Annotated in this window: 12 protein-coding genes; 10 read left to right on the top strand and 2 right to left on the bottom strand. The window is 59.6% G+C overall.

Annotated features, from left to right (window positions below):
* Positions 1-45: 45 nt before the first annotated feature.
* The gene (gene pglB / locus AB4Z13_RS19805; protein WP_442206574.1) at positions 46-1344 is read left to right on the top strand and encodes a polygalacturonase PglB; all 1299 of its coding nucleotides are present in this window, start codon (positions 46-48) and stop codon (positions 1342-1344) included.
* A 161-nt stretch (positions 1345-1505) separates the two neighbouring features.
* Here the strand turns inward: pglB and AB4Z13_RS19800 are convergent, their stop codons facing one another.
* Positions 1506-2711 (bottom strand): MFS transporter, encoded by a 1206-nt coding sequence (locus tag AB4Z13_RS19800; RefSeq protein WP_442206573.1) that lies wholly within the window; start codon positions 2709-2711, stop codon positions 1506-1508.
* A gap of 106 nt (positions 2712-2817) precedes the next feature.
* On the opposite strand from AB4Z13_RS19800, the gene AB4Z13_RS19795 reads away from it, so the two are divergent.
* From AB4Z13_RS19795 to AB4Z13_RS19775, 5 genes are all read left to right on the top strand, one after another.
* Positions 2818-3759 (top strand): AraC family transcriptional regulator, encoded by a 942-nt coding sequence (locus tag AB4Z13_RS19795; RefSeq protein ID WP_442206650.1) that lies wholly within the window; start codon positions 2818-2820, stop codon positions 3757-3759.
* A 311-nt stretch (positions 3760-4070) separates the two neighbouring features.
* The gene (locus tag AB4Z13_RS19790) at positions 4071-4715 is read left to right on the top strand and encodes a lysophospholipid acyltransferase family protein (RefSeq protein ID WP_442206572.1); all 645 of its coding nucleotides are present in this window, start codon (positions 4071-4073) and stop codon (positions 4713-4715) included.
* On the top strand, positions 4712-5659 hold the full coding sequence (locus AB4Z13_RS19785; protein ID WP_442206571.1) for a phosphatidate cytidylyltransferase: 948 nt from the start codon (positions 4712-4714) through the stop codon (positions 5657-5659). Before AB4Z13_RS19790 ends, AB4Z13_RS19785 begins: the two co-directional genes overlap by 4 nt.
* Positions 5659-6054: a hypothetical protein gene (locus tag AB4Z13_RS19780; RefSeq protein ID WP_113320801.1), complete on the top strand. Its 396-nt coding sequence runs from the start codon at positions 5659-5661 to the stop codon at positions 6052-6054. Before AB4Z13_RS19785 ends, AB4Z13_RS19780 begins: the two co-directional genes overlap by 1 nt.
* Positions 6051-6692, top strand: a complete 642-nt coding sequence (locus AB4Z13_RS19775; protein ID WP_113320800.1) for a CDP-alcohol phosphatidyltransferase family protein — start codon at positions 6051-6053, stop codon at positions 6690-6692. Before AB4Z13_RS19780 ends, AB4Z13_RS19775 begins: the two co-directional genes overlap by 4 nt.
* A gap of 39 nt (positions 6693-6731) precedes the next feature.
* Here AB4Z13_RS19775 and AB4Z13_RS19770 read toward each other — a convergent pair whose 3' ends face one another.
* Positions 6732-8057: an acetyl-CoA hydrolase/transferase family protein gene (locus AB4Z13_RS19770; RefSeq protein ID WP_113320799.1), complete on the bottom strand. Its 1326-nt coding sequence runs from the start codon at positions 8055-8057 to the stop codon at positions 6732-6734.
* 519 nt (positions 8058-8576) lie between these two features.
* On the opposite strand from AB4Z13_RS19770, the gene AB4Z13_RS19765 reads away from it, so the two are divergent.
* From AB4Z13_RS19765 to AB4Z13_RS19750, 4 genes are all read left to right on the top strand, one after another.
* Positions 8577-8882 (top strand): hypothetical protein, encoded by a 306-nt coding sequence (locus AB4Z13_RS19765; protein WP_113320798.1) that lies wholly within the window; start codon positions 8577-8579, stop codon positions 8880-8882.
* A 484-nt stretch (positions 8883-9366) separates the two neighbouring features.
* A complete protein-coding gene (locus AB4Z13_RS19760; RefSeq protein ID WP_442206570.1) occupies positions 9367-11322 on the top strand; it encodes an SARP family transcriptional regulator in 1956 nt (651 codons plus the stop codon).
* Positions 11323-11364: 42 nt separating this feature from the next.
* A complete protein-coding gene (locus tag AB4Z13_RS19755) occupies positions 11365-12393 on the top strand; it encodes a phosphatase PAP2 family protein (protein ID WP_442206569.1) in 1029 nt (342 codons plus the stop codon).
* A 33-nt stretch (positions 12394-12426) separates the two neighbouring features.
* Complete coding sequence (locus AB4Z13_RS19750; protein WP_113320795.1) at positions 12427-14121, top strand: S8 family serine peptidase; 1695 nt, start codon at positions 12427-12429, stop codon at positions 14119-14121.
* Positions 14122-14305 lie beyond the last annotated feature (184 nt).

Genomic DNA, 14305 nt, shown 5'->3' with positions numbered 1-14305 from the left:
ATAAAATGGCGTAGCTTAATCATCCCGAGAGCCAGAGGAGAAGCAATGGATATTTCAGTCGAGCCGAATGGCGCTGAGCTGCAGCAATCTATCGACAGGCTGGTTAGCGCCGGCGGAGGAACGCTTCTCCTGCAGGCGGGCAGGCACATTACGGGACCCATCCGCCTGTTCAGCGGTATTACGCTGTCAATCGGGCCGGGTGCCACGCTAGAGTTCGTCCCCGACTACGCGCTCTATGCCGGAAATTCGGTGAGCGTAATCGCCGAGGGATCCGATCGCGCCTATATCGTCGCGCAGGAGGCCCATGACGTCGCGATCACAGGCGAAGGCAAGATCCTTGCTTCAGGCGGCGCCTTCAGCACCGGCTTCGACGCGACGGTCGGCACCTACACGCCGAGCGAAAAGCGCCCGAGGGTCCTGGTGTTCGAAGACTGCAGCAAGATCAGGCTGGAAGGCTTTGTCATCGAAGATTCGCCGATGTGGACGGTCCACCTGGTGCGCTGCCGTGACGTGATCGTCGAGGGCATAACGGTATTCAACAACCGACAACTCCCGAATACGGATGGGATCGTCATCGACAGCTGCGCAAAGGTCGCAGTGCGCCGCGTCATAATCAAAACGGCGGACGACGGCGTCTGCCTCAAGACCAGCCGAAGCGACAAGGGCATCGCACGCTGCGTGGAAATCGAGGTTTCGGATTGCCTCGTCGAGAGCAACAGTTGTGCATTGAAGATCGGCACGGAGAGTTTTGGTGACATCCGCAACGTCGCCTTCACGCGTTGCAAGGTCCAAGATTCCAATCGCGCCCTCGGCATTTTCTCGCGTGACGGCGGAGTGATCCAAGACGTCGCCTTCTCGGACATAGAGATCGATTGCCATGAAACGCCCGATGGTTTCTGGGGCTCGGGTGAGCCGCTCACAATTACCCAGCTCGATCGCAGGCCGGAGATACCGGCTGGCCTCGTCACCAATGTCCGCGTCGAGAACGTGACGGGGCGCTGCCAGGGTCCGATCAATCTCTTTGCGGCGAGAAACGGCGGGATTGCCGGAATGAGCCTCAGCAATATTCAGTTGACGATCGAGGAAGGCTTACTGGGAACAGCCAGGCAATATGACCTGCGCCCCACAAGTGCCGATCTCTCCCCGCCCAAGGACCACGAGGGTCGTGGCAATGCCTGGTTGCGGGGAGCGGACGGAAAAATTGTCGGCCTTATCGATTATCCTGCAGGCATGCCGGCGCTCTTTGCGCATAATATCGCTGGCCTCACGCTCGACGATATCGAAATCCAGCGTCCGGAGCCTCTGCCAGACGGCTGGAACACCGAAACCCTTTGCATCGAGTGACCAATAGGGGTGAGTCACAGAGCAATTTGGCGCATGATGTGATGGCGGCCGTCCGGGGAACGTCGTCCTTACTGTTCCATCCGTCAGGAGGGACGCACGTCCGGTGCGCCCCTGATCGTAGCTATTCTTGCGCGCGTTGACGCGCTTCGCATGATCTTTCCTTAAGACGCCGTCGCTACCGTCCTTCGGTTCAGGATACCGATCACCAGGGCCCCGCAAAGTGCGGCAATAGCTGCAAAGCCGAACACCCCTGCCAGCCCCTGCGCCTCGACGATGAAGCCACCAATGGCCGCCCCACTGGAAATGGCGACCTGGAAAGTGGTCAACATCAACGCACCGGCGCTTTCCGCTTCATCCGATGCTGCCTGCGTGACGAAGCTCTGAACGCTTACCGGCAGGGCTCCGAAGGCAAATCCCCACAGCGCGGTCGCGACAAACGCGACGCTTGCAAGGTTTCCGGCAAGCGCTAACGCCAATGTTGTCGCAGCAATCCCGGTAGCCGCGATGACGATGGACAGCGCCGTACTGCGCTCGGAAACAAAGCCTCCGAACAGATTGCCGAGAAACCCGCCGATCCCGAAGGCCAGCAGAACTACAGATATCCCCTCAACCCCAAAATGTGGCACAGTTTCGAGGAAGGGCCGAATGAAGGTAAAACCCGCGAAATGGCCGGCGACCACCAGCAAGACGGTCAGAAGGCCCAGCCGGATTGCCGGGCGACGCAGCACCGTGGCCATCGTGCCCAATCCTGCGGTGCCGGTCGACGGCATCGCAGGCAGGGTGAGGAGTTGGGCGATGAAGGCAAGGCCGCCGACTGCAGCCGCGATGATGAATGCAGAACGCCAGCCATAGGCTTCTCCGACCCAGGCGCCGATAGGTGCAGCGCAAACCGTTGCAACGGACACGCCAGTCATGATGATCGCCATCGCCCGCGGCATCAACCGCTCTGGAACAAGCCGCATGGCGAGCGCCAGCGACATGGCCCAGAAGCCGCCCAGCGCGATCCCGAGCAACCCGCGAGCAACGAGAAGCGTCGCGAGCCCATCAGAGAATGCTGCCAGGAGACTGGAAACAACGAGCAGGGCTGTCAATCCGAGCAATGTGAGACGACGGTCAAATCGGCTGGTGCCAATGACAATTGCAGGGCCTGCGATCGCGCCGATGACGGCGGTCATCGTGACCGACTGGCCGGCGGCACCGATGCTGACATGCAGATCTTGTGAAATTGGCGTGAGCAAGCTGGCTGGAAGAAACTCGGCCGTCACGAGACCGAAGACGCCGAGCGAAAGCGATACCACGCCTGCCCAGGCCGGATCGGCCTCCTTCCTGTTCGCGTGGAAGCCATTGGCTTCGGGATTGATGTTCATACGCCATCTCCAAAGATTGTGATGACAAGGCTAGACGGCTCACGCTGGTGTTTCTATGCTAGAAAATCCACAAGACATGACTGTTCGTCCAAATGACGAGGACACGATGAGCGATGCACTGACGGAAATGATGCGAGGGCTTCGTCTGGATGGCGTCGACTACGGCCGCTGCCAGCCGTCTGCCCCATGGGCGACGGCGTTTCCGACCAAGGATGAAGCGCAGTTTCACTTTCTGGCAGCCGGAGAGGCATTTGTGCAGACGCCGGACGGGGAATGGATGGAAATGCGACCGGGGGACGCGGTCCTGCTGCCGCGGGGCGATGCCCATGTCCTTGCAAGCGCGCCCGGTATAGTGCCGACGCCCGTCGAATCCATGCCGCGCAAGGCCGTCTGCGATGGGATCGTCGATCTGCAATGCCCCTGCGCCGATAGCAAGAACCTGCTGTTCTTCGCGGTCATGCGCTTCAATGTCGACAAGCGGCATCCCTTGCTGCAATTGATGCCCAATGTGATGCGGACAAGCGATCTCGCAGCCAGTGAGCCCTCCATCCCTGCCCTGCTCGATGCGATGATGCACGAGGTCGATATGAACCGCGTCGGCGCTGGCGGTATCCTGGCCCGGCTTGCTGATGTTCTGACCGCGACGATCATCCGCGCCTGGGTGGAACACGGCTGCGGCGATGCTTCCGGGTGGTTGACGGCCGTTCGCAATCCCGAGGTCGGGGGGGTCCTGGCGGCGATCCATCTCGACCCTTCCCATGGCTGGACGGTCGAAGAACTCGCTCGCAAGATGGGCGCTTCCCGTTCTGGGTTCGCGGAGCGCTTTGCCAGGGCCGTTGGTGAAACACCCGCTCGCTACGTCGCTCGCATGCGCATGCACCAGGCGCATCAGTGGCTGCGTGAAGGACAGCGCGTGGCCGCGATTGCCGAGCGCCTCGGCTATGAATCGGAGGCATCATTCAGCCGGGCGTTCAAACGCATCATCGGCGCCCCGCCCATGGCTTTCCGCGGGCGACCGCAGGATGGTCGCGCTTCCGCAATACCGTGATCTGTGAAGCACACAGCTTCGATGCCGGTTTTTCTGACAGCCGCTTGACGACTTGCCACCGGCGGTGATGCGCACGACCAGCCCACCTGATCCGGCTTCATCAGATAGGTCGGCGTCAGATTCATCAGGCTTTCCGCGCCATGGGCTCAATTCGAAATCCAATCTTTGTCGTCCATGGAGATTGCACGTTCGGCTGGAGCCGGACGACCTGTCTACGCCTTTCGGCTGAAAATCCGCGAAGCTCCTTCCTTCCGCCGATGATAATGCTAGAGTTTCGGTTAGTGATCCGGCTAACATCAACAGAGTGATGAATGAAGGCTTTGCCTACAAAGGCCGCGGCGACGGTAATCGTACTGTTCGCGCGCGCGGTCACGGCGGTCCGCGCCGTGTGGCCCGAGGGAGGGCTGCCTTCCCGACCCTGCGTTTATTATGCCAACCACTCCAGCCATGGTGATTTCGTTCTGGTCTGGACGGTATTGCCGCCCAGACTGCGCCATCGGGCCCGTCCGGTCGCCGGAGCCGAATACTGGTTGAAGTCCTGGCTCAATCGCTTCATCGGCAGAGATGTCTTCAATGCGGTGCTGATCGCGAGGGATCGGGACAAGCGGACGGAAGATCCCGTCACTCAGATGGCCTCGGCCATCGATGCCGGTTCGTCCCTCATTCTCTTCCCGGAGGGAACACGAAACCAGTCCGATGCAAGGCTCCTCCCGTTCAAAAGCGGCATTTTCCATCTGGCTGTGGCGCGCCCTGATGTCGATCTCGTGCCGGTCTGGATCAGTAATCTGAACCGCGTCATGCCAAAGGGTGAGATCGTTCCGATACCGCTGATCTGCACAGTTACCTTCGGCCGCGCTTTGCAGATCGCGCCGGGCGAAGACAAGGATGTTTTTCTCGAACGGATACAGGCTGCTCTCCTGGCCCTGTCTCCGAACACTATAGGCGGTGGGGAATGAGTGGCGCGAATTCCGATCTTATGACGCTCGTAGCCGGGATCTTCGGCGTGCTTATCGTTGCGTCAGTCATCGGTTACATATTGCAGCAACGCCTCTCGCCGAACGGTTCGAATGCGGCTGTCGAAAACCTCAACGCGCGGATCAAGGCGTGGTGGGTCATGGTCATCCTGATTGGCATTGCTTTCATAGCGGGCCGTATCGGCGTCTTGATCCTGTTTGGCTTTTGTTCATTTGCCGCGCTTCGCGAATTCGTAACCCTCATCAATACAAGAAGGGCGGATCATTGGGCGCTTGCGGCAGCCTTCTTCGTCGTCGTTCCGATCCAGTATTTTCTGCTCTGGGCTGAACAATACGGCGTCTTTTCGATCTTCATCCCGGTCTATGCCTTCCTGCTAATGCCGATCATCTCGGTACTCCGAGGCGACACGGAGCGCTTTCTCGTTCGCATCGCGGAAGTACAGTGGGCCCTGATGATCTGCGTCTTCTGCGCTTCCCATGTGCCGGCTCTGCTGACCTTAAAGATACCGGGATATGAGGGCCGCAATGTGCTGTTGATCGCCTTTCTGGTGATCGTCGTCCAGCTCAGCGATGTCCTGCAATATGTCTGGGGCAAACTGTTCGGACGCACGAAGATTGCGCCAAGACTGTCGCCCTCGAAAACGGTCGAGGGCTTCGTCGGCGGGATCATCAGCGCGACGCTGATTGGAACGGGCCTCTGGTGGATTACACCATTCGCACCGCTTCAGGCAGGGCTTCTCGCCTTGGTCATCACGCTGATGGGCTTCTTCGGAGGCCTGGTGATGTCGGCGATCAAACGCGACCGAGGTGTCAAGGACTGGGGCCATCTTATCGAGGGCCACGGCGGGTTGATCGACAGACTGGATTCCGTCGTCTTCTCGGCGCCTATCTTCTTCCACCTCACGCGCTATTGGTGGTCATTGTGATGCCTGCTGTGCTGCAACGTCTTTTGCGCAGCGGCGTGGTTCATGTCCTGTTCGCTTTTCTGGCGATGGGCAGCTGGGCCATTTTCGCCAACCGCGCTCATCTCATGCCGGCGCCGCTCGTTGCCGGTCTTGTGCAGGGGACGATATCGGCCTGCCTGACGCTTTTCCTGAAATCGGTAATCGACTGGCTTTCCAGCCGCTTCAGCGGTTCAACACGATTTTGGGCGCCGCCGCTGATTGCCTGCCTTGGTTCGGCCAGCATTCTCGTGGCGATCCATGCGGTAAGCGGCACACCGGAGATACTCCGAACCATCGCGCTTCCGCTGCTGGTGTCGACGACTTATGCAGCGATCTACAATTATTCGATCTCCGCAAGACGAGGTTTCGACACATGATGGAGACAGGAGACAGGAGACCTCTGGCGAGCCGCAATACCCGCTGGGCGGGCGCAATTGCCCGATGGATGGCCGCGCGGGCCATAACGCCGAACCAGATCTCGCAAGCCAGTATGCTGGCGGCAGCAATCGCCGGCAGCACTTTCTATCTGGCGGGACAGACGACAGGCCTGCCGCGTGCCGGCTACCTGCTGCTGGCTGTTCTATTCTGCCAGGCACGCCTTCTTTGCAATCTGTTCGACGGCATGGTCGCAGTCGAAGGCGGAAAGGGAGAGGCTGACGGCCCTTTCTGGAACGAGTTTCCGGATCGCATCGCCGACCTGATGATATTCGCCGGCGTCGGGTATGGTATCGGTATGCCAGGACTGGGCTGGGCGGCCGGAGCCTTCGCCGTGCTGACAGCCTATGTCCGGGAGCTCGGTCGCGCCACCGGCAATCCCAGCGATTTCTCCGGCCCGATGGCCAAGCAGCACCGGATGGCGACGATCACGGCGGCGGGACTAGCATCCCTTCTCGAGCCATTATGGGGCGGGCAGAACCAGATCCTGACGATCGGTCTCTGCGTAGTAGCCGTGGGAGCAGCCCTTACAGCGATCCGCCGCTCGAAAACATTGGTAACGCGCCTCAAGCATCGCTGACGAGGTGGATCAGTTTCTAGCCGCCGAACGACGTTAGAATCAGGAGAGCCCTGCCCCGCGCGCTGCCCGGTCCAGCTCCCCTCGAAAATCGGGGTGGGCCAGCCCGATCAACGCCCTTGCCCGCTCCGCCACGGACTTGCCCTTTAGGTTCGCCCATCCATACTCCGTAACGACGATGTGCGTGTCGTTACGCGATGTTGTCACTGGTCCGGTCAGCGTCGGAACGATGCGCGAGAGCGTGCCCTTCGCCGCGGTGGAATGACAGGCGATGATCGATCGTCCCCCGCGAGAGGCATACGCGCCGCGCACGAAATCAACCTGACCGCCGGATGCACTGAACTGCCTGCCGTTCACGAACTCGGAATTGCACGCGCCGTTCAAATCGACCTGCAGCGTCGCGTTGACCGACACGACCCGATCATTCTGCGCGATGATGAAGGGATTGTTCACATAATCGACTGGGTAGGCCTCAACTGCCGGGTTGTTATTCAGGAAGTCGTAAAGGGCTTGATCTCCGAGCGCAAAAGTGAAGATGGACCGCCCGGCATGTATCTGCTTGCGACTGTTGTCGACCACGCCCGCTGTGACCAGCCTTGCGAGGCCCGGCGTCATCATTTCCGTATGAATGCCGAGGTGGCGATGCTGTGAAAGCCCCGAGCACACCGCATCAGGCAAAGCACCGATACCCATTTGCAGGCAGTCGCCATCTTCCACCAGGTCCGCAATGATCGCCCCGATGGCATCATCCACCTCATTGCGCTCAGCGGCGAGCAACACAGGCAGGCTGACATCGTTTTCAACCAGCGCTGTCACGCTTGAAACAGGGATCATGCAATCACCCCGCACATAGGGCATATTGCTGTTGACCTCGAGGATCAGGCGAAGTCCGGGCTTTCGCGATACCGTGAGCGCATAGTCGGTACTGGCACCAAGGCTGAAATTGCCATCGGCGTCCATCGGCGAGACGGTTGCAATCAACGTGTCCACACCGACATGCTCGACCATCGAGCGCGGCACCTGGCTGAAATGGCAGGGTACCAGGTCGACCGCGGGCAGCGCCTCCGCCAATCTCCTCTTGTCGAGCGCACGCTCGACGCCTCCATGAAAGTAGCTCATTGGGACGATCAGGTCGCGCAGCTCGAATTCGAATACACTCGTGCCAGCGACGCCAGTGCAAAGAAGATAGTAGAGCCGCACATTCTCGACGGCTCCCACACGGGCCCGTTCAGCAAGCGCCGCAAGGATAGCGGGTGGCTGACCGGCAGCCAGTGGCATTGCGACCTTCGCGCCGGACGGGACCATCGTGACCGCCGTGTTTGCAGATGTCAGCCGTTCGCGATACAGCCTCTGATGGATCGTCGTCATTGGGCCCTCCTCCCAGTGCACATTTCAGAACAATTCAGTATCCAGTGCCATGCTCACAACCTTATCGGCATTTGCGACCGTCGCAGGCGCTTTCGTCTGCCACAGAACACTCTATAAAAAGCGCCCAGCGCGTATTTTTTGCAAGGCTGGGCGCAGCGACGCCGCCTCGAGCGAGCTTTCGTCGGTGCTGTATTGGTCGCAGCGTTCGTCAACGCACTGGCGATGCCACTGCAAATTTGGATAAGGACGCTCGAGCACACGCGGCGGCACTCTCGCAAAGCCGCGCTTACTGCCAGAACTCTGAATCGGGTATGCGAGGCGTCCTAACCGCCCGAGGCGAGGGTCGGCGGTCGATGTCCAATGGAAGCCGAAATTGGCGACCGTCCCGCCAATACCGGCTACGGGTCAACCATCGCGGCCGGTCATCGATCGAGAGAGGATGTTTGCACGTAGTTTGAGTTGACCGACCTCGATCGCTAGACGACAGTTGTAACTCGCAGCAAGGCAGGAGGAAATGCGATGGACGAGCCAGACCGGTGGCGCCATATGGAAAGCGCCCCGAAAGACGGGAGTCGGATCTTGGTCACGATCCGCTCGTCCGAACAGGGACCGGCAGAAGTTGACCTCGCGTATTGGTCGAACGGCGATCAGTTCGGTGGAGAGGGCTGGCGCGCCTCTGATTCCTCCCCCGGACACATCATCGAATATGCTGAGCCGGAATTGAAGTGTTGGATGCCGATGCCCGCGGCAAACCTCAGCCGCAGCTCGATGCCCTCGCCCTGGGAAGGCGACGACACTGAGCAGCTCGACGGGTCGGGGATTTAAGAACTCGCGCTAAACGACAATGGTTTCTGCCTCCGCAGAAGAGGTCCAGATTGCCGTCGCCTGCAACAGGGATTCCGCCTGCGGCTCGCATCGGTCCAGCCTGCGAAGGCGCAACGGCAAACCGATGTTAACACGTGCCATCTCCCGCGAAGATTGATGCGCTCCGCTTCGGTGTGTGGCATCCCGGTGGTCAACCGTTTGTTTCGACCCTGTTGAAATGATCATAGAGCGCAATCGCTCTTCAAATCGCGCACCGCTTCACAAACCTTCTTGGCCGCTGCCTGCACCTGCGCATCTCAATCCGACAGAGCGGAACATAATCGTATTTTTCCCAAGATCGATCCCACTATTCTCTGTGAATAGTTGGCAGCCTTTGGCGACGCCTGCAAAGTGACGTCGCCTAAACAACATTCCTTTGACGCTGCTTTGACGGTGGGGTGCTACGGCCAGTTTGCGAAGTTATGCAGAGGGATTTCAGCCGGTTATGCTTCAGTTCAACCATCGCCGAAGTATCGATTTGCCTTTTGGAGTTCCGGTTTCCCTTATCGGTTGCTTGCCAGACGCCGCAGTTGTGGCAGACTGGCCTCCGCATGCTAGGTCTTCGAGCTGCCCAACCAGCACATCGGAGGCAACGGGGGCGGGGCCGGTGGATTGCATGGACAAGGAGCAAAATCCGTTTCGGATGTTCCTACTCGGGCCTTTCGCCCTTGTGGACGCCGGAGGTCGGTCGGTTACTCCGAAATCAAAAAAGGCCCAGGCTCTTCTGGCGATGCTTGCATTGTCCGCCCGTGGCTCGCGCTCGAGAATCTGGCTTAGGGACAAATTGTGGAGCGATCGCTCCGACGACCAGGCTGCAGCTAGTCTGCGCCAGGCTCTTTTCGACATTCATAAGACTCTGGGGCCAGCACGCAATCTCTTGATTACGGATAAAAATACCGTTTGGCTGGATATGGACCGACTCGTACTCGACACCGACCTGGTGGTTCGGGCGGAGCGGTCCGCGGATCAAATCACCGATGAATTGCTCGAAGGTATCGACATCCGCGATCCGGAATTCGAGGACTGGTTAGCGCTGGAACGGCAGAACTGGTATCGCCGGCTCGATGAAGGACAAGTCCATGATGTATTCGAGCCGCGACAGCAGCCGAGCCGCGATATCGCCAAACATTCAGCGCTGCTGCCGCTGACAGGCGCCCCGGATGTGCCGAGGCCAGGCAAACCCACGGGAACCACCGGCAGCGACCCAAATCCGCGGCGGGCTTCCGGTGACTGGCGATGGGTGATGGCCCTTCAGTCACCCATCGTGGTGGGCGCTGGAGAGGGTGGACAAATTGCTGCGGCACGGTTCCAGAATCTCATTGCAAAAGCCGTCATCGACGGGCTGGCCATTGGCGTCACCGACCTCTCCTTCACCCTGCCGGATATTGAAGAGAGCGAACAGCAAATCAGCCTTCCGATATGCCTACAGCTTCGCGTGACGTTTGACGGTGACATGGTGCTGGTCGAACTGGTGATGAAGCACCTGATCAACAACCGCATTCATTGGCTGGGCAGTCAGGCAATCAACCGCACGCAGTTCGAGCGGGGCGAATTCGGCACCGCCGCTGCGCTGATCAGCCAGGCCATCGATCAGTTGGCCTATTTCCAGGAGACCCAGGCAAACGACAGCCGATTGTCGCAAGACGGTCTCCTGATCGACGCTGTCAATGCGATCTTTCGGCTGTCGCGCAGCGATCTTGATAACGCCGAGCGGCGCCTGGAAGAACAGATCCAGTATCAACCGCGGTCATCGGCTTTTGCCTGGCTGTCATTCATCCGGACTTTCCAGGTCGGCCAACGTTTCAACGCGCTCGACGCGCATCTGATCGAGGAGGCTCAGGCCTATGCGCGCAAGGCGCTGGAACTCGATCCGCAGAATTCGGTGTCGCTCGCGCTCGTCGGCCACGTCCATTCGTTCCTGTTCTGCGAATATGACTACGCGGCCAACCTGTTCGAAAAATCGATCCGCCTGAACCCTGCCCTGCCGCTCAGCTGGGATCTCTACGCCATGCTTCATTGCTATGCAGGCCAGCCCGACAAGGCTGTGGCCATGGCGCGTTGGGTGCAAGAGCTCGGCGTCTACAGCCCGCATAAATATTACTTCGATACGACCAAGTGCATTGCAGCGGCGCTTGCAAGCGATCATGCCACGGCCATAGCTGCAGGCGAAGAAGCTCTGCGGGCGCGGCCGAACTTCAACAGCCTGCTGCGCTATCTTGCCTCCAGCCATGCCCATTCCGACGATCTCGGCGGCGCGCGCCATTACCTGCAGCGGCTTGAGGCGGCCGAGGGCGGCTTCTCCATCAATGCCTTTCGCGGCAGCGGCTATCCGCTGCTCAACACAGGTGGCGGACAGATCTTGATCGACGGCCTGCTCAAGGCGGGCGCTAAGCTGCGCTGAACCCCGGACAATTTCTTCAGAACTTCGCGCAAGGAGGCTGCAATGGAAGCGGACACTACCCCGGACCTACAATCAAAAATTGTTTCATTTCTAGACAGTTATAAATTCAGGATTGAGCCGGATACGGTTCTTCCATGCGAACCGAGGGGCGATGCGAGCGCTAATCCCTTCGCCGGTGCAAAGCCGGCTGCGCCTGATGCAACCTCCGAACCTGCGCTTCTCTTCGGCACGGATGAAGATGCATCTCCCATGGCCGGGCCCGTGATGGCGACGATGGCCGTAGCCTCGGTCCTCAACAAGAGCGTCGCGAACAAGTCGGTGCTCAACAAGGCATCGCTGAACAAAAACAAGAATAAAAATAAGAACAAAAACAAGAACAAGTCGACGATGGACGGCGCCAGTCTCGGCGTGTCGCAACTTATCCCCTCCTTCGAACTGCGCAGGCTGCACCAGCAGCCGTCACGCAACGCCTATACCGCGGCGCGACGCTTCACCTGGGAAATGCTGGATATACTTCCGCCGCCCGGCCCGGATTATACCCGCCTCGAGACGACGGTGCTGCTTTCCATGCAGCGCCGCGACCGCGAACGTGTGCGGCGCCTGCCCGACATCCAGATCGAAGCGACGATCTCCGTGGCGGAATTCACCCGCGCACTGCATATCGAGGATCTCGGCGGCTTCGAGCAGACGGAAGGCCTTTTCCAGGCGATCCTGACGGCCTGCGAATATGTCGGGCTGATCTACAAAAGCCAGTTTAACCGGCTGCGGCCAAACCAGTTCGAGCCCATGCTGCGGCCGTTACTGGCCGTGCCTGCCCACGAGTCCTATCCCAGCAACCACTCGTTCCAGTGCTTTTCTATCGCCTTCGCGTTCTCGACGATCCTGCCGGAACATCCGGCCACCGACGAGCTTGCCCGCATCGCCCAGAACGTCGCCGAAAACCGCGAATGGGCCGGCCTGCACTATCCGAGCGACACACAGGCGGGGCGAGATCTCGCCCGACGCTTCGCTCCATACCTCCACGACGCGTTCGGTCCTCTGTTCCAGGCCGTACACGACGAATGGGTCTGAATTCGCCAGCTGCTGCTCAACAGGATGATAACCATGACGGATCAAACACAAATGCCTGAGCCCGCGCCGATCGACTACTATTATCTCTGGCACCTGACTGCCCTTGGCGTCGTCGACGCGGAATATGGCTCGGCTCCGCCTGCTCCACCGGCACTCGATGCGAGCGCCGCACGCGCGCGCCCCGATCCCCTTATCACAGGCACGGTCTGGGATGCCATCGCTTCCGCCGGCCCGTTGCGACCCGCGCGGGTCGCGCTGATCGATGTCGGCGTATCTCCGGATCATCCCAATCTGGCAACCCGGCTTGACCGGGAAGCGTCAATCGATTTGACGACCCATCGTTACGGCGCGCGCGTGCTCGAAATTCTCGATACGACCACGTCCTTTGACCGTGAGGAAAGACATGCCTTCTTCGCCGGGCTCAACATCGCTCCGCTTGGCAATATCGGCCTTTCGAATGACGACCGGGACTATCTCAGTGACCTGGTTGCCGAATATGCCGCGTCGGAGGGGGTTCTCCGGCGGCTCTACAATCCGGAATCGCTGTTCGCATCGCATGGTACCTGCTGCGCGGGGCTGATTGTCGGCGAACCCGCCGTTGTTGCGGAAGAAGGCACACCAAGCCTCCCGCCGGAAGGAGCCTTCTACGGGAATGGTGACGAGCTGCGTACGAGCGGCAATCGCAATGTCATCCCCTATTTTGGCGTTGATCCTTTCTCAAGGCTCATCTCGATCAGGACGTCCTTCGAAGACGATGTCAGGCAGTTCATTGCGGCCTTTCTTTATGCCTATCATCAGAAAGCTGACGTGATCGTCTTGCCGCGCGGTCTGCCTGACCCCAAACGCAGCATTGTTGATCCGAAGAACGAGCTGAAGGCGGACCTGGAGCTATGGAAAAACCAGGATGCCGCCAACTTGTTCACGCGCATTGCCGTTGCTGATCAGGGTGGGCCTGAACTGGAGCCGAAAGCCGCGCAGGAAGGATCTAATCCGGATCGCCCATGGCATATCCTCAAGCAACTCATCCTCGCCATCAGCCGGCACATCCCGATTGTCTGCGCCGCAGGAAATAGTGGCGAAAGCCAGTTGATCTATCCGGCAAGTCTTGCCGCCGATAACAACGGCATCATTGCTGTTGGGGCCGTTACCGTCGAAGGTTTCCGTTCGGGCTACAGCAATTACGGCGAAGGATTGACGGTTGTCTCCCCCTCTGACGATGGTGAGGTCTTCAACAGGCATCAGTTGCGCCTCGACCGGCTTTCTCCATTTGCGGCGCAGCACGACTACGGCGCTTTTCGAGCGCGGGAATACTACTATTCGCACTTCTCGCTGCTGACGACGGACCTGTCGGGGATTTTCGGCTATAATCATGGCTCCGATCCGTGGTCTGCCATCGTGCCGTTCGGAATCAATCCGGGCATCGGGGGCGGATACTACACCACTTTCGGGGGCACCTCAGGCGCGTCGGCGCAGGTGGGTGGGCTATGCGCCCTGATACAGCGGGCCTACAAGAGCCGCCACAATCCCGCTGAGCGCCTCTCGGGGCCCCATGTGAAGTCAATTCTGAAGGCCGCATCCCGCCTGGACGCCATTGTCGCGCCCGGAACGAGGAAACTGACGGCGGATTGCATGAATGCCGAAAGCGAGGACGCACTCGATATGGCCTATTTCTTTGGGTCAGGCCTGCCGAACGCGCGGGCGGCAGTACAGGCAGCTCTTGCCATCTGACCCCCGGGGATGCTTTTCCATAATTCCAAGCCTCCTCTATCGAGGGGGCTTTTTCTTTGTTTGCGCCTTTTTACGGATTTTTAACGCGGTACTGGCGGGCAAATGACGCCCTTGGGCAATAGTGCCTCTCAACAGACGACGCACACCGTTCCGATGCCGGACGAAGCGGCCCCAACCGGGGCAT

This window comes from Rhizobium sp. YAF28 (assembly GCF_052113285.1).
Lineage (GTDB): Bacteria > Pseudomonadota > Alphaproteobacteria > Rhizobiales > Rhizobiaceae > Rhizobium.
This window is presented reverse-complemented; position numbering and strand designations above follow the sequence as displayed.

Coding starts and splice junctions, on each gene's coding strand:
- AB4Z13_RS19780 (WP_113320801.1), top strand. CDS start 5,659: ATGCCTGCTGTGCTGCAACGTCTTTTGCGCAGCGGCGTGGTTCATGTC.
- AB4Z13_RS19770 (WP_113320799.1), bottom strand. CDS start 8,057: ATGACGACGATCCATCAGAGGCTGTATCGCGAACGGCTGACATCTGCA.
- AB4Z13_RS19795 (WP_442206650.1), top strand. CDS start 2,818: ATGAGCGATGCACTGACGGAAATGATGCGAGGGCTTCGTCTGGATGGC.
- pglB (WP_442206574.1), top strand. CDS start 46: ATGGATATTTCAGTCGAGCCGAATGGCGCTGAGCTGCAGCAATCTATC.
- AB4Z13_RS19790 (WP_442206572.1), top strand. CDS start 4,071: ATGAAGGCTTTGCCTACAAAGGCCGCGGCGACGGTAATCGTACTGTTC.
- AB4Z13_RS19785 (WP_442206571.1), top strand. CDS start 4,712: ATGAGTGGCGCGAATTCCGATCTTATGACGCTCGTAGCCGGGATCTTC.
- AB4Z13_RS19750 (WP_113320795.1), top strand. CDS start 12,427: ATGACGGATCAAACACAAATGCCTGAGCCCGCGCCGATCGACTACTAT.
- AB4Z13_RS19765 (WP_113320798.1), top strand. CDS start 8,577: ATGGACGAGCCAGACCGGTGGCGCCATATGGAAAGCGCCCCGAAAGAC.
- AB4Z13_RS19800 (WP_442206573.1), bottom strand. CDS start 2,711: ATGAACATCAATCCCGAAGCCAATGGCTTCCACGCGAACAGGAAGGAG.
- AB4Z13_RS19760 (WP_442206570.1), top strand. CDS start 9,367: ATGCTTCAGTTCAACCATCGCCGAAGTATCGATTTGCCTTTTGGAGTT.
- AB4Z13_RS19755 (WP_442206569.1), top strand. CDS start 11,365: ATGGAAGCGGACACTACCCCGGACCTACAATCAAAAATTGTTTCATTT.
- AB4Z13_RS19775 (WP_113320800.1), top strand. CDS start 6,051: ATGATGGAGACAGGAGACAGGAGACCTCTGGCGAGCCGCAATACCCGC.